Genomic DNA, 26,430 nt, shown 5'->3' with positions numbered 1-26,430 from the left:
TTCGTCGGGCGAAACGGGGTCCTCACCGACTGGCGGTGGCGCTCACTCCTCGCGGAGGAGCGTGCTCCGCAGTTCCTCGTCGAGTTCGGCCGCTTCCATCTTCTCGACGAGCGCCTCGAGGACCGACTCGCGCGCGCCGGCGACGAACTTGATCGATCCGACGACCAGGTGGCCGCCGCCCGAGACGCCCGCGCCGCCGAGTTCGTCCTGTAGCTCCGTCACCATGTTCGGGATGTCGAGGCGGACGCCATCAGAGCGGAGCACGGCGAAGTCAGGGCCGTACCCGATCGTGATGACGGGGTCGCCCGTCTCCGTCACCTTCCGATCGTGGAGTTCGCCGGTCGTCTTCCCCGGGGCCGGGTACGTGAAGCGCCTGGCGTGGTTCTCGACGTCGAGACGGTAGAGGTGGGCCCCGTTGTCGAGTCGCTCGTGTTCGACGTGTGACTCGACACCGTCCAGTTGCGCGTCGACGTCGCGGCGGGCGCGAGACGAGAGAAACGAGACGAGTTCGCGGTGCCGCGTCTCGTCGTCGCAGTCCAGATTCAACGCGTCGTTGATCAGGTTCGATCCGGGCTGATACCGCAGCCAGTGGGCGGCGTAATCGAGCGCCTCGACGATGTCCGTAAGCTCCTCCTCGTCGTAGCCGGCCGCCGCGGCGAGACCGAGGTAGTCGTCCATCGCGTCGGCCTTCGAGCGATCCGATAGCCCGGCGACCGCCGGCACGTGTTCGAGGCGCTCGGTGATCGAGGGATCGATCATCCGCGCCAACTCGACGCACATCATTCCGGTCGTGATCCGGTAGTCCTCGCCGTGGAGGTACGGGTTGACGTGCGCCTCGACGAGCGGCGCCACCGCCTCGGGGTCCGGGTGGTGGTGATCGGCGACGAGAACCGGCACGTCGTACTGCGCCAGCGCGCGGTACGCCGGCGTGTCCTCGGCCGTCGAGCCGTTGTCCACCATGAACAACAGCGGAAGCCGCTGGCCGTGGCGCTCCTCGTCCTCGAGGGCGAAATTGAGATCGCGCGTCACGTCCTCCATCTCGTAGAACGGGGCCTTGGAGGGCGAGCGCCTGAACAGGTGCCGCGGTGCTTCGGGGTCGGCGTGCACGTCGGCGATGAACGTCTCGAGGGCGAGTTGAACGGGCAGCGCGGCGCACATCCCGTCGCCGTCGGCGTGGTGTCGGACCCTGATCGGACGGCCTTCGAGGACGGCGGTCCGGAGGCGCCGAGCGAGATCGGCGAGGTCGTCGCGGAGCTTCTCGAAGGCCGGCCACTCGATGAGCGGTTCGGGGTCGGCCGGCTCGGCGCGCGCCTCGACGGCGGCCCCGATCCGATCCCGCACGCGCCCTTCGGCGTCGCCGGAGAGCGCCTCGAGCCGCTCTACTTCCACCTGCGGCGCCCCGTCGTGGGCCTCGATCGACCCCGAAACGCGGACGACGTCGCCGAGTTCGAGTTCCGGGTGGGCGCGGACGCCCGCGGCCTCGAAGGCCGCACAGGGAACGACCCCGGTCCCGTCCCGGACCGAAAACACCGTGGGCCCGGCGGTCTGTTTGATCTGGACGATGTCGCCCTTGAGGTGGACCGAATCGCCGATCCGCTCGGACAACTCGGAGACGTCCGCGCTGTCGCCCTGCGCGACGGGGACGAACTCCGCGGCGGCAGGGTCGACATCGACGTCCTCGAACCCGATGTCGCCGTTCTCGCGGACCTCGAGGAGACGGACGACGACCTCGCTGCCGACGTCGTACTCGCCGTCGAGTTTCGACTCGTGGACCAGCCCCGAAACGTGCTCCGAGAGATCGACGAAGACGCCGTACTCGACGACCCCGTTGACCGTCGATCTGTACAACGACCCCTCCTCGACGTCGTCGATGGTACACCCCGGGTCGAGATCGTAGACGACCCCCTCCGTGGGGTCGCCGCCGGCTCCGTCGTCAGTGGACGCGTTCATTGAACAGATTTGGACGCTGACAGGTGTTAAGCGTGTTGTATCTCCCGTCGACGCGTGTGCCGCCCGGCCTTCGGGACGGTAGCCGACGCGTCCGGCGGCCGCGAACGGCGCGAAACGCGGGGCCTTTTTTGATTCCCTCCCATACACGCACGTGAACCGATGACAGACCGAACCCGACCGCCGCGCCGCGCCGCGCCGACGCGGGACGCCCGAAACGACGGTTCCGCGCTTTCGCCCTCGCAGAGACCCCAACCCGACGGCGCCCGCGTCGCCCGTCGCCCTCGGAGCCGATGAGTGACGACGAGACACCCGTCGCGATCGCCTGTCAGGGCGGCGGCAGCCACACGGCCTTCACCGCGGGCGTCCTGCAGGGACTGCTCGGCGAGTGGGACGACGGCTACGAACTGGTCGGGATCAGCGGCACCTCCGGGGGCGCGTTCAACGCGCTCGTGAGCTGGTACGGCCTCGTCACCGCCGACGAGGACGAAACGGTCGGTCTGCTCGGCGATCTCTGGGACGACCTCAAGGCCGACAGCCCCGCCGACAGGTTCGCAAACGACCTGTCCGTCGGACTCTCGCGGATCGACAACGCCGGGATCCCGGTCCCGCAGGTCAGCCCGTACCAGCTACCGGGGGCGCGACTCGGCCAAGAGCGGCTCGCCGACCTCCTCGAGCGACACGTCGATTTCGACGCCGTCCCCGATCTCTGCGGCGTGGAGGCGCCGGAACTCGTCGTCGGAACGGTCAACATCAACGCGGGACGGTTCGAGACGTTCACCAACGAGGACGTCACGACCGACGCGGTGTTGGCGTCGGCGGCGGTCCCGAACCTGTTCCCGGCCGTCGAGATCAACGGTCACTACCACTGGGATGGCCTCTTTTCGCAGAACCCCCCGATCGACGACCTCCTGACCGTCGGCGCCGACCGCAAGCCCGAGGAACTGTGGGTGATCCAGATCAACCCCCAGCGGCGCGAGGGCGAACCCAAGGCGATCGAGGAGATCGCCGACCGCCGGAACGAACTGGCCGGCAACATCTCGCTCAACCAGGAGCTCCGCGTCGTCGAGCGCGTCAACGACTGGATCGAGGAGGGGTACTTACCGGAGAGCGATTTCACCGAGACGACGATCCGGCGCATCGAGATGGACCGCACCTACCGCAGCTCGTCGAAGCTCGACCGAAGCCCGGGGTTCATCGAGGAGCTAATGGAGTTCGGACGGGAGCGCGCGGCGGCGTTCTACGACGGCTGATCCGCCCCCCCGGTCCCGCCTTCGCCCTCTCCCTCGCCTTTCTCTCCGCCCCCGCCGTCGTCCCCGGAACCGGTCGATCGCCGCCCGGCGTGTCCGCGCGCCTCGGGAGCGATCTTGCGCCGTTCGCGAGAGGAACGCTGATTAGCGGGGGGTCCGAACAGGGTGACGTGTTCTGTCGCCTCCGGGAAACCGCGCCGGCGTTTCTGATCCCGGCCGCGTGGGGCGTCGTGACCGCCGCCCACGTCGGGGCCGTTTCGACGCGTCCGGTGTTCGTGATGCACGGCGTTATGTGCGTCTCGCTCATCGCCTTCGCGGCCGCCTCCTGGCGGGAAATGGACGCCGGCGTGCTGCGGACGTGGCGGGCGGTCATCGTCGCCGGAACGCCCTTCGCCTTTGCGGGGCTGGCCGGCTTTCTCGTTCCGGTCGGATCGAGGGCGCTCTTCGTCGCCGCGCTGGCGGGCTGGATCCTGGTGCCCGCGGCGGGGTTCCTCGCTACGGCCCGGCAGGTCCGCGCCGGCGTCGGCGTGTACGTCGGCGGGGCCGGCCTCTGCGTTCTCGGTGCCGCCCTCTACGCGATCGGAACGGTCGTCGGCCCGACGGCGGCGGTGACCGCGGGTCTCGTCTCTGTCGGGATCGGCCAGACCGCCGGCATCCTCGATGCCGTCCTCCGGTACTGACGCGGCGTCCCATCACTCCTCCGTGGAGTCGCCGAACCGCCTCGAGACCCGATCGAACGTCTCGTCGATCCGCTCGCGCCGCGCGGCCGTCTCCTCTGGTCGGGGCTCGATGTCCGCGATTTCGCCCCCGGCCACAGTCACCGAGACGACGTCGCCGGCCGAACACGCCTCGGGCATCCGATCGACTGCGACGTCGCGCTGTCCGATCACCTCGCCGTCGGCTTCCAACAGCAACACCGCCGTGTCGCCGTCCACGACCCGATCGATCGTCGCCGTGTAGACGCCCTCCATCGGGCTACCCTCCACCCCCGTTCCCGCGCTGATCCGGACGGCCCGCGCTCGCCGTCGCGGCCGGGGGGTCCTCGGCCGCTTGTGCGGCCTCGAGCAGCTCTGTTGGGTCCTCCGAGAACGGGTCCGCCGTCCGGACGCCGACCTCCGACCCGTCCGTCGTGATCACGACGTCGCCGTGAACGCCGGTCCAGTACGTGTCGACCCCGCGTTCGGTGAACGCCTCGAGCGTCTCGTCGTGGGGGTGGCCGTACTGCGAGTCCAGCGCGCTCGATACGACCGCGACGTCGGGCGAGGCGGCGTCGAGAAGCGCCCCCGACGACGACGTCGAGGAGCCGTGGTGTCCGGCCTGGTACACGTCGACGTCGAGGTCCTCACCCCACGTTTCGACCATCCGCGACTCCGCCTCGGCCTCGGCGTCGCCCGTCGTCAGATACCGGACGTCACCGAACCCGAAGACGACCGCAACGCTGGCTCCGTGAAGATCCTCGCCGCCGCCCGCCGGCGGGTTCACGACGAGTGCCGACACGTTGTCGCCGCCGATCGGCAACTCGTCGCCCGACTCGACGACGAGCAGTTCGTTCCCGGACGCCTCAACGGCGTCGAGGTAGTTCTCGTAGGTCTGACTCGTGTGCGTCACGCCGGAGTCGTAGATCGCCCCGATCCCGTCGCGATCCGCCTCGAACGCCTCGATGATCGCCGCGTGGCCGCCGACGTGGTCGGCGTGGCCGTGCGTCGCGATCAGGTGGTCGATCCGATCGATCCCGCGGGCGTCGAGGTACTCGATCACCTCCGCGCCGTCGCTCTGCCAGCCCCCGCTGTCGATGAGGACCGTCTCGCCGTTGGGCGCGCGTATCAGCGTCGAGTCGGCCTGTCCGACGTCGATGTGGTGGATCTCGAGTTCGCCCGCGACCTCGGCGTCGACGCCGGGGGCTGCCTCGTCGGTTTCCCCGGCTTCGCCCGATTCCGGCACCTCGATCCCCCCGCCGGCGCACCCGGCGACGATCACCGCCCCGGCGAGCACGACGGCGAGTACGATCCGGCGCATTGGCCCGCGTTGCGGGCTGAACGCAATGTGCGTTACGGCCGACCGCCCCCGACCGGCGGCCCGACGACGCCGACGCTCGGGGTCTCAGGGGGTGACGACGATCTTGCCGACCGCCTCGCGGTCGGCCATCGCGGCGAATGCGCCGGCTGTCTCCTCTAAGGGGTACGTCGCCTCGATCTCCGGGCTGAGGTCGCCGCGCTCGACCGACTCGACGAGCCCCTGGAGTTCGGGCTGGGTTCCCATCGTGCTGCCGATCACCCGCTTGTGTCCGAGAAACAGGTCCGGAACGTCGATCTCGCTCGTGTTCCCGGCGGTCCGCCCACAGACCACCATCCGTCCGCCCCGACGGAGGAGATCGAGCCCGACGTCCGTGTACGCGCCGCCGAGGTGGTTCAAAACCGCGTCCGGGGTTCCGATCGCTCCGACGGCCTCCCGGAGCGTCTCCGGGTCGGTCCCCTCGACGGCGTGGTCCAATCCGAGCGCCGACAGCCGATCGAGCTTCGCCGCCGACGAGGACGTCCCGATCGTCCGCGCGCCGAGGGTGTCGGCCAACTGCACGCTCGCAACGCCGACGCCGCCGGTCGCCCCGGGAACGAAGACGAGATCGCCCGCGCTGACCGCGGCCTGCCGGAGCATGTGTCGGGCGGTCAGGTACGCCGTCGGGAGCGCGGCGGCCGTCACCGCGTCGACCGAATCCGGCAGCGAAATGAGCCGGTCGGCGTCGACCCGGGCTGACTCCGCGAGCCCCCCGTGGAACAGCGAGAACCGTTCACAGCGGTTCTCCGGACCCTCCCGACAGAACCGACACCGCCCGCAGGTCTCGTTCGGGCAGAGCACGACGCGGTCGCCCTCCCGGACCGACTCGACGCCGTCGCCCACCGACCGGACGACGCCGGCCACGTCGAGGCCGCTCACGAACGGCAGGTCGTCGCCGTCGACCATCGCCGAGTCCCCCTCGAGGATCCAGAGGTCGTGGTGGTTGATCGAGCACGCTTCGACGTCGACGACCGCCTCGCCGGCGTCCGGGTCCGGTGTCGGTCTGTCGACGATACGCACGCCCTCGGGGCCGATCAGATCGCTGAACACTGCGGTTCGCATCGTCACCGAGTGGGACCGACAGCGGTATAACTGTGGTGTTGCCCGAGCCGCCCGGAGGAGGCTCAGAGGAGCTCGAACGCCACCACGAGCGCGGTCAAAAACACGTGCTCGCCGTCGATCACGAACCCGTAAAACAGCGGTCCTCGGTCCGTCGTCGCGAAGGGAACGTACGCGGCGACGTACGCCAGAAAGCCGAACAGCAACAGAAACCGACGCGGCACGATCCCGACCCCGACGACCCCGAGGAGGCCCCCGCCGACGGCGACCGTCACGGCGAGGGCCCCGATGCGGGTCGCCCGCGGCCCGAACACGACCGGAGCCGTCCGTATCCCCTCGGCCCGATCGCCGCGGATGTCCTTGATGTCGAACACCGCCGCTGCCACGGTCAGCATGACAGTGAAGAACCCGAACGACACGACGATCTCCGGGGCGCTCACCGCGCCGTAATAGACGCCGACCCCGAGCGGGATCGCCCCCCACGAGAGCCCGACGAGGAGGTTCTTCATCAGGAGTATCCGCTTGACCCCCACGAGCGAGTACAGGAACGCGACCGCGACCGGCGAGAGGAGAAACGGCGCGCCGCGCACGCCCGCCTCGATCGCAGCGAGGATCGCGGCGAGATACAGCGCCGCGCCGACGGCGAGAAGCGGCCTTCCGTACCGCTCGGTGAACGCGGCCCGTTCCGGGACGTTCCGGCTGTCCTCCTCGATGTCGGTGAGGCGGTTCAGGCTGTAGACGAAAAGCGTCGCCACGAAGACGATCCCGAGCGGCAGCGGCTCCGGCGCGAACCCGGCGAGAAGCGTCGTCGAGAGCGCGACGCCCGTCGAGGCGGTCGAAATGAACAGGTTGCTGTGGACGAGAAACGCGATGGCCGTCCGGAGCGTTTTCGCCCCGTTCGGTCGTGTCCGTTCCATTCGGGTCCCGCGCATCAGTTGTCGTCGAGGCCGATAGTCTCTTCCGGTCGGACCGTCCGGACGCCGACCCCGCCGCGAGGCCGCGCTCTCGGTCGAAGCGCTGATTACCCGCCGGCGTGAGGTACGGAACGAATGTTGTCGTCGTCGTGGAAACGGGACATCGCGAGCGGACTCATCGTTCTCGTGCCGCTGCTCGTGACCGCATACGTCGTCGCGTTCATCTATCAGGCCATCGCCAACCTCCCGTTTCTCGAAACGACGCTCGCCGGGCTTCCTGTCTCGGTGCGGGTCCTCATTACGCTCGTGCTGTTCGGTCTGCTCGTCCTCGCCGTCGGGTACCTGATGCGGACGACGGTGGGCGACATCCTCGAGGAGACTCTCGACGGCATAATGAACCGTCTCCCCGGGCTTCGGGTCGTGTACAACGCCTCGAAGATGGCGGTTGAAACGGCCGTCAGCGGCCCCGACGAACTCCAGACGCCGGTCAAACTCGAGACGTGGAACGGGATGCGAATGACCGCGTTCAAGACGGGAAAATCGACCGACGACGGCCGCGACGTGCTCTTTTTACCCACCGCGCCGAACATCACGACGGGCTTCGTCGTTGAGGTCGATCCGGACCGCTACACCGAGATCGATGAGTCCGTCGAGGACTCGCTGACGCGGATCCTCAGCGCCGGGTTCGGCGAAAACAAGGATCGCGGCATCCGGATCGACGTCAGCGAGGAGTCGATCGCAACGACAAGCGAGCGGCCGCCGGCAGAGGATCGCTGACGCCCCACGCCTCCCGGACGGACCGCCTTGACACCGTCGCGTAGACGCTCACGCGAACGTCTTCGAGACGTCCGCGTCGCCGTTGTCCGTCCGCCTGATCTTCTCCCACGCCTGCTGGAAGTCCTCGGTCCTGATCTCGACGCGGTCGTTCCGGATGGCGTACATCCCCGCCTCCGTACAGATCGCCTTGATATCCGCCCCGGAGGCGTCGTCAGCCAACTCGGCGAGTTCGGCGAAGTCGACCTCGCTGTCGAGGTTCATCTCCCGGGTGTGGATCCGGAAGATGATCTCGCGGCCCTCGGCGTCGGGTTTCGGCACCTCGATGAGGCGATCGAAGCGGCCGGGGCGGAGGATGGCCCGATCGAGCATGTCGAAGCGGTTCGTCGCCGCGATGATCGAGATCTGCCCCCGGTCCTCGAAGCCGTCCATCTCCGAGAGGAGCTGCATCATGGTGCGTTGGACCTCGGCATCGCCGGAGGTCTTCGATTCGGTGCGCTTGGCGGCGATCGCGTCGATCTCGTCGATGAAGACGACCGCCGGCTCCTGCTGTCGGGCGAGCTCGAAGAGGTCTCTGACGAGCTTTGCGCCCTCGCCGATGAACTTGTGAACCAGCTCCGAGCCGGCCATCTTGATGAACGTCGCGTCGGTCTGGTTGGCGACGGCCTTCGCCAGCATCGTCTTGCCCGTCCCCGGCGGACCGTGCAACAGCACGCCCGACGGCGGATCGATGCCGACCTGACCGAACATCTCCGGGCTCTCGATCGGCATCTCGACGGTCTCTCTGACCTCCTCCATCTGCTCGTCGATGCCGCCGATGTCCTCGTAGGAGACGTCCGGCGACTGGTCGACCTGCATCACCCGAGCGCGGACGTCGGTCTCGCTGTCGAGTTGCTTGACGATCGACAGCGAGTTGTTCACGGCCACGCGGGCGTCGGGCGTGAGCTCCTCGCGCATCCCGTCGGTGACCTCGGTGAGCGCCTCCTGGTTGTTCCCGTGCTGTTTGATGATGACGCCCTCGTCGGTGATCTCCTGGACCGTGGCGACGAAAAGCGGGGACTGCTTGAGCTTCTTGTTCTCGTGTGTCAGGCGCTCGAGTTTCTGTTGGTACTTGTTGTTCTCGGCGTTCGCGTCGAGGAGCTTGTCCCGCATCTCCTCGTTTTGCTCCTCGAGGATCTCGAGACGTTCCTCCAGCGTCTCAACCTTCTCTTGCTGTGACGCGTCGGTCTCGTACGGGAGTTCGACGTCGTCAGCAGTGTCGCTCATTACGACTCAGTAGCCTCCGTATTCATAAGAGGCTTCGGGTCGCTACACCGGGTTACGTCCCCGGATACACGGGAAACGGGACCGCCTCCGGCCGTCCAAGCCCGATTACTTGCGGGCATTAAAAATACCAAAAGTATTATTTCTGTCCATCGGAAATGAGGGCGTAATGCCGACCACCGATCCCGGGACGACCCCCGACGCGGCCGGTTGGGAGCCCGTTTCGGACCTCCCGCCGAGCGCGAAACTCGTCGCGAAGGTCCTCGAGCACAACGACAGCCTCACGCAGTCCGGACTGGCCGAGGAGACGATGCTCCCGCCCCGGACCGTCCGGTACGCGACCGCCCGACTCGAGGACGCCGGCGTCCTCGAATCGCGGTTCTCCCTGGTCGACGCCAGGAAACGGGTCTACTCGCTCGCGATCGACCCGTAGGTTCATCTGCCGTCGGGCGAGCAGACCCCCCGTGTCAGCAGACGAACCCACGGCGGACACCGAGCGGGTCCGGGCGTCGCTCCGGCGACTCGCCGGACCGGCCCCCGAGGTCGTCGTCGAACGGGCGGTCGAAGCCACGGGGGACCTCGAGGCCGCCGCCGAGTTCGCCGGGACCGTCGGGACCGAGGCGCTCGGGGCGGCCATCGAAGCGACCGACGACCCCGAGACCGAACGCCGGGGCCGACGGGCGCTCGCCTGCTTTCGGCGGTTCCGGTCGGCGGCGGCCGGCGCGGAGCCCCCGGGCCAGGAGCCCCCGGACCACTTTCACCGTGGCCACGGAACCGATTTAACACCCGACCACGAACGACCGACGAAATGACACGGGTGCTCCACACCGCCGACACCCACCTCGGCTACCGCCAGTACCACTCCCCGGAACGGCGCCGCGACTTCCTCGACGCGTTCCGGGCGGTGATCGAGGACGCGATCGAGGACGACGTCGACGCCGTCGTCCACGCGGGCGATCTCTTCCACGACCGCCGGCCGGGGCTGATCGACATCCTGGGGGCGCTGGACGCACTCGAACCGCTCGCCGACGCCGACATCCCGTTTTTGGCCGTCGTCGGCAACCACGAGGCCAAACGGGACGCCCAGTGGCTTGATCTCTTCGAGCGGCTGAGCGTCGCGACCAGGCTCGGCGACGACCCCGTCACCGTCGGCGAGACGGCGTTTTACGGGCTCGATTTCGTCCCCCGCGGGCAGCGCGAACAGCTCTCCTACGAGTTCGCGCCCCACGACGCCGACCACGCGGTGCTCGTCTCCCACGGGCTCTTCGAGCCGCTCGTTCCGGACTACGGGAACGTCGAGTGGGACGCCGAAGCCGTCCTGAACGATGCGACCGTCGGGTTCGACGCGATGCTGCTCGGCGACGAACACGCCGCGACCACGGCGGAACTCGACGGGACCTGGGTCACCTACTGTGGTTCGACGGAGCGGACGAGCGCGAGCGAGCGCGACGAGCGGGGGTACAACCTCGTCTCGTTCGAGGGCGGTGACGTCCGAATCGGGCGGCGCGGCATCGACACGCGACCGTTCGTCTTCGTCGACCTCGAACTCGCCGAATCCGAGGGGCCTGCGCGCGTCCGCGAGCGCCTGAGCGAGCACGATCTTGAGGGGGCGGTCGTCCAGGTCACGCTCACCGGCGACGGCGAGTCGATCCCCCCGGCCCGCATCGAGAGCCACGCCACCGAGGCGGGGGCGCTCGTCGCCCGCGTGACCGACCGCCGCGACGTCTCTACCGGGGAGTCTCTGCCCGAGGCATCGTTCGCCGACCCCGACGACGCCGTCCGGGAGCGGCTCCGGGAGTTGGGGCTGAGCGCCGGCGCCCGGGACCTCGACGAGACGATCCGCTCGGGAACCGTCGCCGACTCGAACGTGGCCGACGAGACCGAACGGTACGTCGAGGAGCTCCTCGAAGACGCCGATCCCGCCTCCGATCCCGCCTCCGCCTCTGCCCCGGCTTCCGACCCCGACGGCGACGGCGATGGTGACGCCCGGCCGGCCGCCGACGCCGCGGACGGCGAGGGCGCGAGCGGCGATCCGACCGAACCCGAGCGTTCGGCGTCCGACGACGGGCAGGCGTCGATGGGTGAGTACCTGTGAGATTCGAGCGCGTCCGGCTCCGGAACTTCAAGTGCTACGACGACAGCGACCTCACGCTTCGCCCCGGCGTCACCGTCGTCCACGGCATCAACGGCAGCGGGAAGTCCTCGCTGCTGGAGGGGTGTTTCTTCGCGCTCTATGGGTCCGCGGCCATCGACGGCACCCTCGACGACGCCATCGCAAACGACACCGACCGGATGGCTGTCACGCTCGAGTTCACCCACGACGGCGGGCAGTACCGGATCGAACGGGAGGTGAAAACGCGGGGGGACACCGCACAGACGACGACCTGTCTGTTGGAGGCTCCGGAGGGACAACTCGAGGGCGTCACCGACGTCGAGGCCCACGTCGAGAGCCTGCTTCGGATGGACGCCGACGCGTTCGTCAACTGCGCGTACGTCCGGCAGGGCGAGGTGAACAAACTCATCAACGCCTCGCCGAGCGACCGACAGGACATGATCGACGACCTCCTGCAACTCGGCAAACTCGAGACATACCGCGAGCGGGCCAGCGACGCCCGCGTCGGGGTCAAACGCGTCCGCGATCGGAAGCGCGAACTCCTCGCCGACCGCGAGGACGCGATCGAGCGAAAGCGCCAGAAGGGGCTCCACGCCCGGCTGAACGAACTCGAATCGGAGCTCGGGACGATCACCGACGAGATCGAGGCCAAAGAGCGCGAGCGCGACGCCGCCCGCGAGACGCTCGAAGCCGCACGGAGCGTCCTCGAGGAGGCCGAAAGCCGCCGCGAGGAGATCGAGACGCTCGGCGGCGAGATCGACGAGCTGACCGAATCGATCGCCGAGACCGAGCGCGAACGCGACGAACTCGACGAGCGGATCGGATCGCTGCGAGCCGAGCGGACCGACCTCGAGGACGACCTCGACGCCGCCGTCGAGCGGACGGACCTCGGCACCGACGCCGACGCCGAAGCGGTCACAGACCGCCTGGCCGACATCGAGGGGGAACTCGAGGACGTCAGAGAGCGGATCGAGTCGGCCCGCATCGAGGCCAACGAGCACGCCACCGACGCGGAAACCGAGCGCGAGCACGCCGAAACCCACCGCGAGCGAGCGCGCCAGGCGAGATCGGACGCCGAGGAACTCGCCGCCGAGACCGAATCGGCCGCGGAGGCGCTCTCGGCGAAACGCGAGCGGCTCGAGGAGATCGACGACCGCATCGGGGCGCTCCGGGAGACTCTCGATGACGCGCCGGTCGATCCCGACCGCCTCGAGAGCCACCGCGAGTCGGTCCGCTCGGAGCTCGCCGACGCCAACGAGCGCCTCGCGGAGCTGCGCGCCGATCTGAAGAACGCCAAAGAGTCCGTCGCCGATGCCGAACGGCTGCTCGACGCCGGGAAGTGCCCCGAGTGCGGGCAGTCGCTCGAGGGCTCGCCGCACGTCGAGTCGATCGCCGAGGACCGCGAGCGCGTCGCCGACATCGAGTCCGAGATCGAGACCCAGCGGGCTGAGATCGAACAACTCGAAGCGGAACACGAGCGGGCCGTCGAACTCGTCGACGCCGAGACGGAGCTCTCGCAATCGACCGAGAACCGCGAGCACGTCGCCTCCCTGATCGAACAGCGCGAGACGGCGATCGCGGAGAAGCGATCGCGGATCGAAACGCTCCGCGCCGAGGCCGACGACCACGAGACCGAGGCGGAGGCGGCGGCCGAGCGGGCCGCTACCGCCGAGGCGGCCGCCGAGTCCGCCCGCGAGGCCATCGGCAAACTCAACGCCGAAAAGCACCGACTCGACGACGAGCGCGACCGGATCGAGCGCGTCCGGGACCTGCTCGATCGGATCGATGAGACCGGGGCCGACATCGAACGGCTGCGCGAGCGGCGCGCGAACAAGGCCGAACTGAACGACCAGCGGCGCGAGCGCCTCGCGGAGAAGCGCGACCGCAAGGCAGAGCTCGAGGACGCATTCGACGAGGCCGCACTCAAGGAGGCCGAGGCCGACGAGCGACGCGCCGAGGACTACCTCTCCGAGGTCGAACCGTACCTGGCCGAGCAACGCGAGAAACGCGACGAGATCCAAAACGAGATCGGCGCCGTCCGGAACGAACTCGACGAACTCGAGGCGCTCGAAGCCCGGCGGGACGAACTCGAGGCGACCGTCGAGTGGCTCCAGTCGCTGTACGACGAGGCCGCGACGCTCGAATCGACCTACGCCGACCTCCGGGCGGAACTGCGCCGCCGCAACGTCGACAGACTGGAGGCGATGCTCAACGAGACGTTCGAGCTCGTCTACCAGAACGACTCGTACGCCCGGATCGAACTCGACGGCGAGTACGAACTCACCGTCTACCAGAAGGACGGCACGGAACTGGACCCCGACCAGCTCTCCGGGGGCGAGCGCGCGCTGTTCAACCTCTCGTTGCGGTGTGCGATCTACCGGCTCCTCTCGGAGGGGATCGACGGCAGCGCGCCGACGCCGCCGCTCATCCTCGACGAACCGACCGTCTTTCTCGACGCCGGACACGTCTCGAAGCTCGTCGAGCTGATCGAGTCGATGACCGAACACGGCGTCGCACAGATACTCGTCGTCAGCCACGACGAGGAACTCGTCGGCGCGGCCGACGACCTGATCGCCGTTCGGAAGGACCCGACGACGAACCGCTCGTCGGTCGAGCGATCGGCGACGACGGGCGCGTTACTGTAGGGCCTCGAGGGCCTCGCTCGCGAGTTCGGTCGCGCCGTAGCCCCGTTCGCCGCCGACCTCGGTCTCTTCGAGGAGCCCGCCGGCGCGCAACTCCGCGAGCCGGCCGTGGAGATCCGACTCACAGAGGTCGTACGCCCCCAGAAGCTCCCGGACGGAGAGCGGCCCCCGAGCGTCGAGTTCCACCAACAGCCCGAGGTCCGACTCCGAGTGGACGCCGAGGATCAGGCGGCGTCGGGCCTCGGGCACCGCGGCGGCGGCGGCGACGAGCGGCGACTCGCCGACCGGCGTCAGCTCCTCGTTCGGCAGGTACCGCTCCGCGCCCGTCGCCGGGTCCCGGACGAGGCTCGAATCGCCCGACGACTTCACCAACAGATAGCGGTCGTCGCCGTGTTCGACGGTCCTCACGGCTCGCCCCGCTCGTCGGCTCTCTTTTCCGCCCCGTACCGTCCGGTCTTGACGCCCCAGTAGTACCGGAGCGTCCCGACGGCCGCGACGCACCCGATCAGAACCACCAGCCCTCCCGTCTCGTAGTCGCCCTGGAAGTAGGCCATCATCCCGCCGACCGCAAGCGCCGCGAGCGCGACGTTGAGCGACAGAACCGACGCCCAGAATGCCCGAAACAGCCCGTCGGGTGCCTCCTCGGCGGCCTCGACGACCTCCGAGTGCTCCGGCGTCGGGTCCGGCGGCTCCGGCGGGTCCGGACCGAGGCTATCGGGATCGAACTCCGAGGGCTCGTCCGGCCACGCGTCCTCGTCGTCCTCGAAGGGGATCACGGGCGACACGACGGGACGCGGGAGCAAAAATCACGCGGACTCTTCGAGGTCGACGACGTCGTCGGACTGCACCCACGCGAGCGGGTTCTCGGCGTCGTAGAACACGGTTCCCCCCGAGGTCTCGTAGGACTCCGTCGACCGGACCGCCTCCGCGACCGTCGGTTCGGCTATCCGTCCCGTCCCGTTCGCGTCTGCGTCCTCCGTCGCGTTCGACCCCGACATGGTACTCGTTGTCCTTGGGTACGGTGGGCTTATTTAAAACGCTCCCCACGGTATCGAGCGGCGATACGCCGCCGGCCTCCGGCGCCGAACGCCGGTGTTTTTACCCGCGAGCGCCAACCGTCGCGCCATGGAGCAGGGAACGCTCGGGGAGTTCGGTGCCGCGGACGGAACCGGCGACGAGCGGCCGGCGGCCGAGGCCGCCGCGGTCGCCGGCGCCGATGACGACGACGCGACGGTCGTTGACGTTTCCGATCGGCGCTACCCCGACGCCGAGGGACACGTCGAGTGCGCGGTCACGCAGGTCGACTACACCGTCGAGGGCAGCGGCGACGACGAGCACCCCGTCGTTCACGTCTTCGGGCGGACGCCGAACGCCGACGGCGACGACGAGCGCGTCCACGTCCGCGTCCACGCCTTCCGGCCGTACTTCTATACGCCCGTCGACGACGTCGATCTCGCCGCCGACGCCGCCGATCCGCTCACCGCGGCCGACGTGGTGGATTCGCGCCTGGAACACGACCGCCTGACCGGACTCGAGACGCACGGGGACCGGGCGAGTGACGCCGGAGACGGGGCCGACGATCGCGCGGCCGACGAACTCGTCGTCTACGAGTCGATCCGCGGCGAACGACTCCTCAAGGTGTTCGGGCAGACGCCCCGCGACGTCGGCAACCTCCGCGATCGCTTCGAGCACTACGAGGCCGACATCCTCTTTCCGAACCGGCTGCTCATCGACAAGGACGTCACGAGCGGGATCCGGGTCCCCGAACGGCGCCGCGAGGACGGGAGCCTGAAGGTCCACCACGCCGAGATCGAACCCGTCGACGTGGAGGCCGAGAGCCGCGTCCACACCCTCGACATCGAGGTCGACGACCGCCACGGCTTCCCCGAGGACGGCGAGGAGACGATCGTCTGTCTGACGAGCCACGACTCCTACCGCGACGAGTACGTCGTCTGGCTGTACGAATCCCCCGAGGGCGTCCCTGGCCCCGACGTCGTCGAGGGGTACGATCCGATCGGCGAGGGCCCCCTTGAGGCCGACATCCGGACCTTCGGGGACGAGGCCGCGATGCTCGTCGACTACGTCGAGTACGTCGAAACGACCGACCCGGACGTGCTGACCGGCTGGAACTTCGACGACTTCGACGCGCCCTACCTCATCGACCGGATCGGCCGCCTCTCGGGGCGCGACGACGGCCTCGACTCCGATCGGCTCTCCCGGGTGAACGAGGTCTGGGACTCCGGGTGGGGCGGCCCGAACATCAAGGGACGGGTCGTCTTCGATCTCCTCTATGCGTACCAGCGGACGCAGTTCTCGGAGCTCGATTCCTACCGGCTCGATGCCGTCGGCGAGACCGAGTTGGGGGTCGGAAAGGAGCGCTACCCCGGCGACATCGGCGACCTCTGGGAGGACGACCCCGAGCGGCTCATCGAGTACAACCTCCGCGACGTCGAGTTGTGCGTGGAGCTGGATCGCAAACAGGAGATCATCCCCTTCTGGGAGGAGGTCGCCTCCTTCGTCGGGTGCAAACTGGAGGACGCGACGACGCCCGGCGATGCGGTCGACATGTACGTCCTCCACGAGATCCACGGCGAGTTCGCGCTCCCCTCGAAGGGCCAACAGGAAAGCGAGGAGTACGAGGGCGGGGCCGTCTTCGAGCCGATCTCCGGCGTCAAGGAGATGGTCTCAGTGCTCGATCTGAAGTGTTTCAGCGGCGATACCGACGTGGCGACGCCGGATGGGGTGCGGAACATCGAGGAGATCGAGACCGGCGACCCGGTGTACACGCTCGATCCGGAGACCTTCGAATGCGAGATAAAACCGGTTGTCGACACCCAATCGTACGAGAATCAGTACGGGGAACTACATCATATCGAAGGGAACACACATGATTTCAAGGTGACAGAAAACCACCGATTCCTGCTCTCGAAGACACGAGGATGGGATGGGCTCGAGCCATCCGATTACGGGTTCGATGAATACCGAGACATCCCTGACGCAGAGCGGTTCGCGTTCCCGAATCACGAACCGATGTCGGGCGCAACCCGCGAGCAGTTCCAACTCGTCGAGAGGATCGACGACTGCCGCGTTGTCGTCTACGCACACGAGGGACTCACCGGCTTCCGGGCCGCGATGCCCACTAGTGTCGAATCTGAGTTAGACCGGGCAAACGGTACCTCACGACTGGCTGCGACCGAAGCGAAGACCGGTAAGTATCTGATCCCGGTCGACGTCTACCGGAAGCACCGCGACAGTATCGAACAGCATGCCGATCAGGTCTTTCTGAAATACGATCGGGGCCACACCGAGATGCCGCTGGCGTTCGGTATGGACGATTGGCTCGAACTGATGGGCTGGTTCGTCACGGAGGGGAGCTTCATTCGTGAGTCACCGGGGATCGTGCTCCACCAGCAGGACGAAAACGGGCAAGCTGCGATCCGCGCGCTCTTAGAACGGATGGGATTGAGGTATAACGTCGGCGATGACCGGTTCAACGTTTCGAACCGTCCCCTCTATGATTGGTTCCTCGATAACTGCGGAGACGGATACGACGAGAAACACCTCCCCGAGTGGGTGTTCGAACTCGATGCGAGTCATCTACGAGTGCTGTTAGAGACGCTGATCGACGGCGACGGGAGCCGTACTGATAGCGGCCTCCGGAAATTCTGGACCAAGAGCGACCAACTAAAACGGGACATCGTTCGCCTCGCAGTACAGTGTGGGGAGAAACCGACTGTTTCGAAACAACCGGACGGGACGTGGTACGTCTCCATCGGTAAACAGGGTTCGATGAAGAAGGCAAACGCGACGGTAAAAACCCACGACGGGCAGGTTCATTGTCTCACCGCGAAAGACAATCACGTCGTGCTCGCAGGGCGGAACGGGAATCTTCAGTGGGTCGGCCAATCTCTCTACCCGATGTGCATGGTAACGATCAACGCGTCGCCGGAGACGAAGGTCGATCCCGACGCCTACGACGGCGAGACGTACGTCGCGCCGAACGGGACGCACTTCCGGAAGGAGCCCGACGGCATGATCCGGAAGATGGTCGACGAGCTGCTCGAGGAGCGCGAACGAAAGAAATCGCTCCGGAACGACCACGACCCCGGGACGGACGTCTACGAGACGTTCGACCGACAGCAGTCGGCGGTTAAGGTGATCATGAACTGTTTCACCCCGGACACGGACGTCCTCACGCCGTCCGGGATCCGAAACATCCGCGATCTCGGTATCGGCGACGAAGTCTATTCGTTAGACCCGGAGACGATGGAGATGGAGACCAAACCCGTCGTCGAGACGCACGAGTACCCGGACTACCGCGGCGAGCTAGTCGACATCGAGACGAGCAAGATCGACTTCAGCGTGACCCCGAACCACCGGATGATCGTCCGGAAAAACGAGACGAACGGAACAACGGAAGACGAGTACCGGTTCGTCGAGGCCGGCGAACTCGACCGGGCGACGAACTACGAACTGCCGCACGACTGGGACGGACCGACCGGTACCGAACTCGAACAGATCGATCTAACGGAACTCGTCGACGGTGACTACGAGGTATGGGTTCGCCCGGAGGTACACGGCCGGACGTTCACGACCGAACTCGGCTGGACGCCGCGGCGAGTCCGCAAGAACGACCTCGGTCAGACGGGCTACGTGTTCACCGCCGAGGAGTTCGAGAGGCACCGCGAGTACATCGAGTCGGTCTGCGAGCGGAGCTACGTCCACAGCGAGTCCGGCCGGAAGTGGATCCCCCGGACGTACGACGGGGACGATTTCCTCGAACTGTTGGCCTGGTACATCACCGAGGGGAGCGTGTACACGTCGGCCGAAACGGAGTTCGACGGGAAACTGAGCGGCTCTTCCACAACCGTCAAAATAGCACAGAAAGTCCTCGCGGCCGACGGCGGCGACACGCACGGCTCGATCGGAGCGCTCCTCGATCGGATGGGCTTCGACCACTACACCGACGACCGGTGCCACCAGTTCACCTCCGCGCTTCTCGGCGACCTCCTCGAAGATTTCGGCGGCGACGGTAGCGAAAACAAACGGATCCCGGAGTTGGTCTTCGAGGCCTCTCGATCACAGAGAGAGGCGTTCTTGGAGACGCTCATCGACGGAGACGGGGATCGACAGCCGAACTCGTGGCGCTACAGTACCACGAGCGAACGGCTTCGAGACGACGTGTTACGGCTCTGTGCGCACCTCGGACTGACAGCGAGCTACGGTGAAAACGCGGATACGTACCGAATCTACGTCACGACAAACGCGAAGAACACCCTTCGAATGCACCGGAGCGCCGAACGGACGAACGCGGACGACGGCGTCTACTGTGTCACTGTGGCCGACAACCATACGCTGTTGGCCGGCCGAAACGGGAAGTTTCAGTTCGTCGGTCAGTCCTTATACGGCGTTTTGGGATGGGACCGGTTCCGCCTCTACGACAAGGAGATGGGGTCGGCCGTGACCGCGACCGGCCGGGAGGTCATCGAGTTCACCGAGTCGGCCGCGGGCGAACTCGACAAGGAGGTCACGTACGGGGACACCGACTCGGTCATGCTGGAGCTTGGACGGGGGGTCGACAAAGAGGAGGCCATCGCGCAGTCCTTCGAGATCGAGGACCACATCAACGACGCCTACGACGCCTTCGCCGAGCGGCTGAACGCCGAGACGCACCGGTTTCAGATCGAGTTCGAGAAGCTCTACCGGCGGTTCTTCCAGGCCGGCAAGAAGAAGCGCTACGCCGGCAACATCATCTGGAAGGAGGGCAAGGACGTCGACGACATCGACATCACGGGCTTTGAGTACAAGCGCTCGGACATCGCGCCGATCACCAAGGAGGTACAAAAGGAGGTACTGGAGATGATCGTCACCGGAACCGACCCCGAGGAGATCAAGGAGTACGTACACGGCGTGATCCAGCGGGTCAAACGCGGCGACGTGAGCTACGACGAGATCGGCATCCCCGGCGGCATCGGGAAGAAACTCGACAACTACGACACCGACACCGCCCAGGTCCGGGGGGCGAAGTACGCGAACCTGCTGTTGGGGACGAACTTCTCCAGCGGATCGAAGCCGAAGCGGCTCTACCTGAAGAAGGTCCACCCCGCCTTCTTCAGGGAACTCGAGGCCGAACGGGACCTCGATCCCTCCCGGGACCCGCTGTACGGCGAGTTCAAGCGCGATCCGGACGTCGTCTGCTTCGAGTTCGACGACCAGGTCCCCGACGCCTTCGAGGTCGACTACGAGAAGATGCTCGACAAGACGCTGAAGGGGCCGATCGCCCGCATCCTCGAGGCGCTCGACATCTCCTGGCAGGAGGTCGAAAGCGGGCAGGAACAGACGGGGCTCGGAAACTTCGTCTGAGGCCGTCCGTGGGGCGTGGTGTCTTCACCCACGAAAAAATATTTTTTCACTTTACGAAGCTAAGTAACGCTGAACCCGAAACCATTATGTTCGTCACGGTGGTATACTGCTGTAGACGATATAATGGCTACGTTAGAGATCAATGACTTACACGCGTCGGTCGCAACGGAGGGCGGCGAGGAGATCCTCCACGGCGTCAACCTCGAGGTCGAGTCCGGGGAGATCCACGCCCTGATGGGGCCGAACGGCTCGGGGAAGTCGACGACGGCAAAGGTAATCGCCGGCCACCCGGAGTACGAGGTAACGGGCGGCGAGGTGCTTCTCCACATCGACGAAGACGAGTTCGAGGGCGTCGACGTCGACGACGACCAGCTCACGTGGGACCTCCAGGAACTCGAGCCGAACGAACGCGCCGCGCTCGGCATCTTCCTCGGGTTCCAGTACCCCGCCGAGATCGAGGGCGTCACGATGGTCAACTTCCTCCGGACGGCGCTGAACGCCAAGCTCGAGGAACGCGAGGAGCTCTTCGAGGGCGAAGACGCCGAAGACGAAGAGGAGGAGGACGCCGGCTACGACACCTCGCCGATGGAGGGCAACGTCGACGAGGGTGAGGTCGGCGTCGCCGAGTTCCAGCAGGTCCTCCAAGAGAAGATGGAGCTGCTCGACATGGACGAGTCCTTCGCACAGCGGTATCTCAACGCCGGGTTCTCGGGCGGCGAAAAGAAGCAAAACGAGGTCCTGCAGGCCGCCATCCTCGAGCCGTCGGTCGCGGTGCTCGACGAGATCGACTCCGGGCTCGACATCGACCGGCTCCAGGACGTCTCCAACGGGATCAACGCCCTCCGCGACGAGCAGGGCACCGGGATCCTCCAGATCACCCACTACCAGCGGGTCCTCGATTACGTCGAGCCCGACCACGTCCACGTGATGCTCGACGGGAAGATCGCAAAAAGCGGCGGCGCGGAACTCGCCGAGGAGCTTGAGGACAAAGGCTACGACTGGGTCCGCGAGGAAGTCTACGAGGCGGCGTAACCGCTGACGATTACACGAAACGCTATACGTATCCAAACGTAACTACACACAATGAGTTCCGAAGAACACATCCAAGAGACCGACACCGAAGCCAGATTCGAATTCAAAAAGGAGGAGGCCTCCGCGTTCCAGACTGAAAAGGGCCTCACGGAGGAGACGATCCGAGTCATCTCCGAGGACAAGGACGAACCCGAGTGGATGCTCGAACGGCGCCTCCGCGCGCTCGAGCAGTTCCAGCAGATGCCGATGCCGGACTGGCCCGGCCAGCCCGACCTCTCCGAGGTCGACCTGAACGAGATCGTTCCCTACATTCGCCCCGACATCGAGACCCGCGGCGGGGCCGAAAACTGGGAGGACCTCCCCGAGGAGATCCAGGACACCTTCGACAAACTCGGCATTCCGGAGGCCGAGAAGAACGCCCTCTCGGGCGTCGGCGCGCAGTACGAGTCCGAGATCGTCTACCAGAACATGCAGGAGCGCTGGGAGGACAAAGGCGTCATCTTCTGTGACATGGACAAGGCCGTCCAGGAGCACGAGGAGATCCTCAAGGAGTACTTCATGACGAAGGCCGTCCCCCCGTCCGACAACAAGTTCGCCGCGCTCCACGGCGCGATCTGGTCCGGCGGGTCGTTCGTGTACGTTCCCGAGGACACGACGGTCGACATGCCCGTTCAGGCGTACTTCCGGATGAACTCCGAGGGGATGGGCCAGTTCGAACACACGCTCATCATCGCCGAGGAGAACTCCGAGGTCCACTATATCGAGGGCTGTTCGGCCCCGAAGTACTCCGCGTTCAACCTCCACTCCGGCGGCGTCGAGGTGTTCGTCAAGGAGGGGGCTCACGTCCAGTACTCCACCGTCCAGAACTGGTCGAAGAACACCTACAACCTCAACACGAAGCGCGCGATCGCCGAGAAGGACGCCACCATGGAGTGGGTCTCGGGATCGATGGGCTCGAAGGCGACGATGCTGTACCCCTCGACGATCCTGAAGGGCCCCGGCGCGACGGACAACCACATCACCATCGCCTTCGCCGGCGAGGGCCAAGACATCGACACCGGCGCGAAGGTCTATCACAACGCGCCGAACACGAAGTCCACCGTCGAGTCGAAGTCCATCTCGAAGGACGGCGGCCGGACGAACTACCGCGGGCTCATCCACATCGCCGACGGGGCCGAGGACTCCTCGACCGCCGTCGAGTGTGACGCGCTGATGTTCGACAACGACTCGACCTCCGATACGATGCCGTACATGGAGATCGAGGAGTCGAAGGTCGACGTGGCCCACGAGGCGACGGTCGGCAAGATCGGCGACGAGGACATCTTCTACCTCCAGTCGCGGGGGCTGGACGACGACGACGCGAAACAGATGATCGTCGCCGGGTTCATCGAGCCGATCACCGAGGAGCTGCCGATCGAGTACGCGGTCGAACTCAACCGGCTCATCGAACTCGAGATGGAGGGCTCGCTCGGGTAACATGTCCACGCAGGTACACGCGTCCATCGACGAGGCGACGGTCCGACAGATCTCCGAGGAGCTCGACGAGCCCGAGTGGCTGTTGGAGACCCGTCTCGAGGCGCTCGACGCGCTCGATGGACTCGAGTTCCCGGACGTGATCCGCACGCCCGGTCGGACGTGGACGAACCTCGAGGAACTCGACTACGAGGGGCTCGTCGACCCGCTCGCGGCCGCCGAGACGAAAGACCAGATCGGCTCCGAGGGCATCGACGTCCTCCCGTTCGCCGAGGCGGTGGCCGAACACGGCGAACTCCTCGAGGAGCACTTCGGGAGCGTCGTCGACCCCGAAACGAACTACCTGACGGCGCTGTCGACGGCGCTTTTCACCACCGGGACGGTCGTCTACGTCCCCGAGGGCGTCGACGCCGAGGACGTGACGATCCGGACGACGATGAACTCCCGGTCGCTGTTCAACTACACCCTCGTCGTCGCCGAGAAGTCCTCGTCGGTGACGATCCTCGAACGGCAGGAGACCGGCGAGGAGATCGACGGCAACCGGTACTACAGCGGCATCACCGAGGTCGCCGCCGGCGAGAACAGCTACGTGCAGTTCGGGAACCTCCAGGACCTCGACGAGTCGACGTACGTCTACTCGCTGCGCGAGGCCGACGTCGGCACCTACGCCTCCGCGAACTGGATCGAGTGCAACCTCGGGTCACAGTTGAGCAAGGCCTCCGTCGAGAGTCACCTCAACGGCGACTCCTCGGAGTCGAAGATCGTCGGCGCGTTCTACGGGCACGACGACCAGCACTTCGACGTCGACGCCCGCGTGTGGCACAACGCCGAGCACACGACCGCGGACCTCGTTACGCGCGGGGTCATCGACGACGTCGCGCGGTCGGTGTACGAGGGCGTCCAGCACGTCGGCGCCGACGCCTGGAACACGAGTTCCTACCAGCGCGAGAACACGCTTATGCTGTCCGACGAGAGCGAGGCCGACGCCTCGCCGAAGCTCATCATCAACAACCACGACACCGAGGCCTCCCACAGCGCGACCGTCGGGCAGGTCTCGGAGACGGACATGTTTTACATGACCTCCCGGTGTCTCAGCGACCGGTTGGCCCGGAACATGCTCGTCGAGGGCTTCTACGTTCCCGTCTTCGAGGAGATCGAGGTCGAGGAACTCCGCGAGGACCTGCGGAGCCGGATCCAAGACCGGCTACAGGCCCGCGAATAGCGCGCCGGTTCCCCTTTTCGTCCGATCGCACCCCTCAGCGGCCGGTGTCCCGATCGGTCTCACGGAGGATGAACGGGCCGATAGAGAGGGTTCGTTTCGTCACCGTCGCGATGCGGAGCACGTACGCGAGGAGGACGGCGAACGGCAAGACGGCGACGGCGACCGCGGCGCTGACGAGCCAGACGCCGGTATCGACGGCCAGAATCGTGCCGGTGTACCGCTCGGCGTCGAAAAAGAAAACCACGCTGATGGCCGCGGCGAGGGAGGGCACGGCGGCGTACAGAACGGTCCGCGAGAGGCCGATGAGCTCCGACTGGAAGTAGAGCGTCTTGAAGTGCTCGCGGGCCGGGCCGAACAGCCGCAGAGACTCCGCGAGCGCCGCCAGCGACTCGCGGGTCGCCGCCGAGCAGTCACCATCGTCGAGGGACCGCCGTGTGACGTGGAGCTTCCACGAGTAGTTGAAATCGAGCGCCGCGCGGACGACCTCGAACTCGCCGAAGTCGGCACCGTCCAGCCGCTCGTGGACGACTTCGGCGTTCTCGACGGTCCCCTCGACCATCGCCTCGAGGGCCTCCTCGAGGGGCCCCGACTCGCTGACCGCCCTCGCGCGGTCGGCTGTTTCGTCGATCATCGCCTGTAGAAATCCCGAGGGCTCCGCCGGTGGTGTCTCACCCACGAGGTCCCGGACGGCCTCCTGGAACGCGATCGCGCCGTCCATCCGTTCGCGCTGGTCGCCGACGGCACCGAGTTCCTGCGATAGCACCAACTGGTTCAGCGTGAGCACGAGCGTGACGCCGGTGATCGTGCCACCGATGAGCGCCTGGAACGCGGTATCGACCGAGTCGGACGACCGAAGCGCAACGCCGGCACCGGGAACCGCGAGCGAGACGCCGACGAGGGCGAAAAAGACCAACGCGACGATACCGGCCGTGACGTACCGACGGTCGGCGTCCAAGAGGAGATACAGCGCGACGGTACTCTGTGTCGAGCGCTCGCGCATCCGGTTTGCCGGCTCGTCGTCTGACATGGGTCCCGACTCGTCGGGAGCGGACAAAAAACGGCGTGCCGAGGGGAACCCCTTAATATGCCGCGGTGCCGAACGATGAGTATGCCCGATAGACGTCCCGCGGACGGCGGGGTGAGGCGGTGAGTCTCACCCAGTCGGTGACGTCGGACCACCAACTCGCGCGGCTGCTCCAGATCGGGATGGTGCTGGAGGAGGTCGTCGAGGCCCGCTCTCACAAACACTACGAGGCGCTCGGCGACGACGAGCTCGACCCCGACATCGCCGTGCTCCTCGAGGACGCCGCCGAGGAGTCCGGCGAACACCGTCGCCGACTCGAGGCGCTCGTCGGCGGGCTCGACGCCGATCCGGTCGCGTACGAGGAGATCGAGACGCTCGTCGCCGCCCGGTATGAATCCGACACGGACTTCGACGGCGTCCTGTACGACCAGTTGTGCAACGAGGAGACCGCGTACAAGTTCTACGACGACCTGATCACCGCCATCGATGGCTCCGACGTCCGGTTCAGCATCGACCGCGAGCGACTGCTCGACGTGCTGCGTGAGATCCGCACCGACGAGCGCGACGGCGTCGAGGACGTGACCGAACTCATGGAGCGACGACGATGAATACACAGGCACAATACCTCAAGACGATCTACCTCGTTCAGGACGAGACCGACGCCCCGGCATCGACCGGTGACATCGCCGACAACCTCGGCGTCAGCCCCGCCAGCGCCAACGAGATGATCGGCAAACTCGAGGCGCGCGGGCTCGCCGACCACGAGAAGTACAAGGGCGTCTCCCTGACGGACGAGGGCATCTCCCGGGCCCGCGACGCCCTCCAGACGTACTGCATCATCGAGCGGTTTCTCTTCGAGGTCCTCGAGGTCGAGGAGTTCCAGACCGAAGCACGGCAACTCGAGAGCGTCATCGACGAGACGGTCGCCGAGCGGCTCGACACGATCATCGACCGCAAGGAGTGCTGTCCGGACTGCTTCGACGCCGAAACCGACGCCTGCGAGCTGCTCGAACTCGAGGCGCACTCCGAACCGGCCGACTGAGCGCCCGAGCCGAGACGGACGGAAAACCTATTGTGCCGGAAGGGTGTACTGGCGAGTGCAGTCCCGTGGTGTAGTGGCCAATCATAACGGCCTTTGGAGCCGTTGACGGCGGTTCGAATCCGCCCGGGACTACCTCTGCCGCGAGCAATACCGCGAGCGACAAATACGTCCAGCGGATTCGGGCCCAGAAGGCGAGAGGATTCGAGCCTTCGCGGTTCGAATCCGCCCGGGACTACCTCTGCCGCGAGCAATTCCGCGAG

At 66.6% G+C, this 26,430-nt stretch carries 23 protein-coding genes and 1 tRNA gene; 14 read left to right on the top strand and 10 right to left on the bottom strand.

The window, feature by feature from the left end; translation table 11 throughout:
• Nucleotides 1-42: 42 nt before the first annotated feature.
• The gene (locus Q0916_RS11470) at nt 43-1,950 is read right to left on the bottom strand and encodes a DHH family phosphoesterase (protein WP_299237406.1); all 1,908 of its coding nucleotides are present in this window, start codon (nt 1,948-1,950) and stop codon (nt 43-45) included.
• Between the two features lie 290 nt (nt 1,951-2,240).
• On the opposite strand from Q0916_RS11470, the gene Q0916_RS11465 reads away from it, so the two are divergent.
• Nucleotides 2,241-3,200: a patatin-like phospholipase family protein gene (locus tag Q0916_RS11465; protein ID WP_299237405.1), complete on the top strand. Its 960-nt coding sequence runs from the start codon at nt 2,241-2,243 to the stop codon at nt 3,198-3,200.
• A gap of 167 nt (nt 3,201-3,367) precedes the next feature.
• Nucleotides 3,368-3,877 carry a hypothetical protein gene (locus Q0916_RS11460; protein WP_299237404.1) on the top strand — a complete coding sequence of 170 codons (510 nt, stop codon included), beginning with the start codon at nt 3,368-3,370 and terminating at the stop codon, nt 3,875-3,877.
• A 12-nt stretch (nt 3,878-3,889) separates the two neighbouring features.
• Here the strand turns inward: Q0916_RS11460 and Q0916_RS11455 are convergent, their stop codons facing one another.
• The 4 genes from Q0916_RS11455 to Q0916_RS11440 all read right to left on the bottom strand — a co-directional run bounded on the left by Q0916_RS11455 (nt 3,890) and on the right by Q0916_RS11440 (nt 7,240).
• A complete protein-coding gene (locus tag Q0916_RS11455) occupies nt 3,890-4,168 on the bottom strand; it encodes a DUF3006 domain-containing protein (RefSeq protein WP_299237403.1) in 279 nt (92 codons plus the stop codon).
• A gap of 4 nt (nt 4,169-4,172) precedes the next feature.
• The gene (locus Q0916_RS11450; RefSeq protein ID WP_299237402.1) at nt 4,173-5,213 is read right to left on the bottom strand and encodes a ComEC/Rec2 family competence protein; all 1,041 of its coding nucleotides are present in this window, start codon (nt 5,211-5,213) and stop codon (nt 4,173-4,175) included.
• A gap of 84 nt (nt 5,214-5,297) precedes the next feature.
• The gene (locus Q0916_RS11445; RefSeq protein WP_299237401.1) at nt 5,298-6,311 is read right to left on the bottom strand and encodes an alcohol dehydrogenase catalytic domain-containing protein; all 1,014 of its coding nucleotides are present in this window, start codon (nt 6,309-6,311) and stop codon (nt 5,298-5,300) included.
• 62 nt (nt 6,312-6,373) lie between these two features.
• Entirely contained in the window at nt 6,374-7,240 is an 867-nt protein-coding gene (locus Q0916_RS11440) for a UbiA family prenyltransferase (protein ID WP_299237400.1), read from the bottom strand.
• Between the two features lie 117 nt (nt 7,241-7,357).
• Here Q0916_RS11440 and Q0916_RS11435 point away from each other — a divergent pair, with 117 nt between their 5' ends.
• Nucleotides 7,358-7,999, top strand: coding sequence for a DUF502 domain-containing protein (locus tag Q0916_RS11435; protein ID WP_299237399.1), 642 nt, complete (start codon nt 7,358-7,360; stop codon nt 7,997-7,999).
• Between the two features lie 48 nt (nt 8,000-8,047).
• On the opposite strand, the gene pan1 is transcribed toward Q0916_RS11435, so the two are convergent.
• Nucleotides 8,048-9,262: a proteasome-activating nucleotidase Pan1 gene (gene pan1, locus Q0916_RS11430; protein ID WP_299237398.1), complete on the bottom strand. Its 1,215-nt coding sequence runs from the start codon at nt 9,260-9,262 to the stop codon at nt 8,048-8,050.
• Between the two features lie 166 nt (nt 9,263-9,428).
• On the opposite strand from pan1, the gene Q0916_RS11425 reads away from it, so the two are divergent.
• Genes Q0916_RS11425 through rad50 form a run of 4 tightly spaced genes read left to right on the top strand, consistent with a single transcriptional unit; the run spans nt 9,429 to nt 14,017 of the window.
• Nucleotides 9,429-9,692 (top strand): MarR family transcriptional regulator, encoded by a 264-nt coding sequence (locus Q0916_RS11425; RefSeq protein ID WP_299237397.1) that lies wholly within the window; start codon nt 9,429-9,431, stop codon nt 9,690-9,692.
• A 31-nt stretch (nt 9,693-9,723) separates the two neighbouring features.
• Complete coding sequence (locus tag Q0916_RS11420) at nt 9,724-10,071, top strand: hypothetical protein (protein ID WP_299237396.1); 348 nt, start codon at nt 9,724-9,726, stop codon at nt 10,069-10,071.
• Nucleotides 10,068-11,354, top strand: coding sequence for a DNA double-strand break repair protein Mre11 (mre11, locus tag Q0916_RS11415; protein ID WP_299237395.1), 1,287 nt, complete (start codon nt 10,068-10,070; stop codon nt 11,352-11,354). The genes Q0916_RS11420 and mre11 overlap by 4 nt, the downstream gene beginning before the upstream one ends.
• A complete protein-coding gene (gene rad50 / locus Q0916_RS11410; RefSeq protein WP_299237394.1) occupies nt 11,351-14,017 on the top strand; it encodes a DNA double-strand break repair ATPase Rad50 in 2,667 nt (888 codons plus the stop codon). The genes mre11 and rad50 overlap by 4 nt, the downstream gene beginning before the upstream one ends.
• Here rad50 and Q0916_RS11405 read toward each other — a convergent pair.
• Genes Q0916_RS11405 through Q0916_RS11395 form a run of 3 tightly spaced genes read right to left on the bottom strand, consistent with a single transcriptional unit; the run spans nt 14,009 to nt 15,012 of the window.
• Nucleotides 14,009-14,422, bottom strand: a complete 414-nt coding sequence (locus Q0916_RS11405; RefSeq protein WP_299237393.1) for a DUF7346 family protein — start codon at nt 14,420-14,422, stop codon at nt 14,009-14,011. The genes rad50 and Q0916_RS11405 overlap by 9 nt on opposite strands.
• Nucleotides 14,419-14,790, bottom strand: a complete 372-nt coding sequence (locus Q0916_RS11400; RefSeq protein WP_299237392.1) for a DUF7322 domain-containing protein — start codon at nt 14,788-14,790, stop codon at nt 14,419-14,421. Before Q0916_RS11400 ends, Q0916_RS11405 begins: the two co-directional genes overlap by 4 nt.
• 30 nt (nt 14,791-14,820) lie before the next feature.
• A complete protein-coding gene (locus tag Q0916_RS11395; protein WP_299237391.1) occupies nt 14,821-15,012 on the bottom strand; it encodes a DUF7331 family protein in 192 nt (63 codons plus the stop codon).
• Between the two features lie 127 nt (nt 15,013-15,139).
• Here Q0916_RS11395 and Q0916_RS11390 point away from each other — a divergent pair, with 127 nt between their 5' ends.
• The 4 genes from Q0916_RS11390 (at nt 15,140) to sufD (ending at nt 24,104) form a co-directional block, all read left to right on the top strand.
• A complete protein-coding gene (locus Q0916_RS11390; RefSeq protein WP_299237390.1) occupies nt 15,140-20,377 on the top strand; it encodes a DNA polymerase domain-containing protein in 5,238 nt (1,745 codons plus the stop codon).
• 123 nt (nt 20,378-20,500) lie between these two features.
• Nucleotides 20,501-21,409 (top strand): ABC transporter ATP-binding protein, encoded by a 909-nt coding sequence (locus Q0916_RS11385; protein WP_299237389.1) that lies wholly within the window; start codon nt 20,501-20,503, stop codon nt 21,407-21,409.
• Between the two features lie 51 nt (nt 21,410-21,460).
• Entirely contained in the window at nt 21,461-22,885 is a 1,425-nt protein-coding gene (gene sufB / locus Q0916_RS11380; protein WP_299237388.1) for a Fe-S cluster assembly protein SufB, read from the top strand.
• A 1-nt stretch (nt 22,886) separates the two neighbouring features.
• Nucleotides 22,887-24,104 carry a Fe-S cluster assembly protein SufD gene (gene sufD, locus Q0916_RS11375; protein WP_299237387.1) on the top strand — a complete coding sequence of 406 codons (1,218 nt, stop codon included), beginning with the start codon at nt 22,887-22,889 and terminating at the stop codon, nt 24,102-24,104.
• Nucleotides 24,105-24,138: 34 nt separating this feature from the next.
• On the opposite strand, the gene Q0916_RS11370 is transcribed toward sufD, so the two are convergent.
• A complete protein-coding gene (locus Q0916_RS11370) occupies nt 24,139-25,131 on the bottom strand; it encodes a hypothetical protein (protein WP_299237386.1) in 993 nt (330 codons plus the stop codon).
• Between the two features lie 119 nt (nt 25,132-25,250).
• On the opposite strand from Q0916_RS11370, the gene Q0916_RS11365 reads away from it, so the two are divergent.
• The 3 genes from Q0916_RS11365 (at nt 25,251) to Q0916_RS11355 (ending at nt 26,302) form a co-directional block, all read left to right on the top strand.
• On the top strand, nt 25,251-25,736 hold the full coding sequence (locus tag Q0916_RS11365) for a ferritin-like domain-containing protein (protein ID WP_299237385.1): 486 nt from the start codon (nt 25,251-25,253) through the stop codon (nt 25,734-25,736).
• A complete protein-coding gene (locus tag Q0916_RS11360; protein ID WP_299237384.1) occupies nt 25,733-26,170 on the top strand; it encodes a metal-dependent transcriptional regulator in 438 nt (145 codons plus the stop codon). The genes Q0916_RS11365 and Q0916_RS11360 overlap by 4 nt, the downstream gene beginning before the upstream one ends.
• 59 nt (nt 26,171-26,229) lie before the next feature.
• Nucleotides 26,230-26,302: transfer RNA gene (locus Q0916_RS11355), tRNA-Gln, on the top strand.
• Nucleotides 26,303-26,430: the final 128 nt, after the last annotated feature.

It is taken from the genome of Natronomonas sp. (genome assembly GCF_028274965.1).
Taxonomy (GTDB): domain Archaea; phylum Halobacteriota; class Halobacteria; order Halobacteriales; family Haloarculaceae; genus Natronomonas.
The sequence above is the reverse complement of the archived record's forward strand: the minus strand, read 5'-3'. Positions and strand labels throughout refer to the sequence as shown.

Excerpts from the sequence above, each read along its gene's own strand:
- Q0916_RS11435 (WP_299237399.1), top strand. The coding sequence starts at position 7,358 with ATGTTGTCGTCGTCGTGGAAACGGGACATCGCGAGCGGACTCATCGTT.
- Q0916_RS11385 (WP_299237389.1), top strand. The coding sequence starts at position 20,501 with ATGGCTACGTTAGAGATCAATGACTTACACGCGTCGGTCGCAACGGAG.
- Q0916_RS11445 (WP_299237401.1), bottom strand. The coding sequence starts at position 6,311 with ATGCGAACCGCAGTGTTCAGCGATCTGATCGGCCCCGAGGGCGTGCGT.
- pan1 (WP_299237398.1), bottom strand. The coding sequence starts at position 9,262 with ATGAGCGACACTGCTGACGACGTCGAACTCCCGTACGAGACCGACGCG.
- sufB (WP_299237388.1), top strand. The coding sequence starts at position 21,461 with ATGAGTTCCGAAGAACACATCCAAGAGACCGACACCGAAGCCAGATTC.
- Q0916_RS11455 (WP_299237403.1), bottom strand. The coding sequence starts at position 4,168 with ATGGAGGGCGTCTACACGGCGACGATCGATCGGGTCGTGGACGGCGAC.
- sufD (WP_299237387.1), top strand. The coding sequence starts at position 22,887 with ATGTCCACGCAGGTACACGCGTCCATCGACGAGGCGACGGTCCGACAG.
- Q0916_RS11440 (WP_299237400.1), bottom strand. The coding sequence starts at position 7,240 with ATGCGCGGGACCCGAATGGAACGGACACGACCGAACGGGGCGAAAACG.
- Q0916_RS11450 (WP_299237402.1), bottom strand. The coding sequence starts at position 5,213 with ATGCGCCGGATCGTACTCGCCGTCGTGCTCGCCGGGGCGGTGATCGTC.
- Q0916_RS11465 (WP_299237405.1), top strand. The coding sequence starts at position 2,241 with ATGAGTGACGACGAGACACCCGTCGCGATCGCCTGTCAGGGCGGCGGC.
- Q0916_RS11395 (WP_299237391.1), bottom strand. The coding sequence starts at position 15,012 with ATGTCGGGGTCGAACGCGACGGAGGACGCAGACGCGAACGGGACGGGA.
- mre11 (WP_299237395.1), top strand. The coding sequence starts at position 10,068 with ATGACACGGGTGCTCCACACCGCCGACACCCACCTCGGCTACCGCCAG.
- Q0916_RS11360 (WP_299237384.1), top strand. The coding sequence starts at position 25,733 with ATGAATACACAGGCACAATACCTCAAGACGATCTACCTCGTTCAGGAC.
- Q0916_RS11470 (WP_299237406.1), bottom strand. The coding sequence starts at position 1,950 with ATGAACGCGTCCACTGACGACGGAGCCGGCGGCGACCCCACGGAGGGG.
- Q0916_RS11370 (WP_299237386.1), bottom strand. The coding sequence starts at position 25,131 with ATGTCAGACGACGAGCCGGCAAACCGGATGCGCGAGCGCTCGACACAG.
- Q0916_RS11425 (WP_299237397.1), top strand. The coding sequence starts at position 9,429 with ATGCCGACCACCGATCCCGGGACGACCCCCGACGCGGCCGGTTGGGAG.
- Q0916_RS11390 (WP_299237390.1), top strand. The coding sequence starts at position 15,140 with ATGGAGCAGGGAACGCTCGGGGAGTTCGGTGCCGCGGACGGAACCGGC.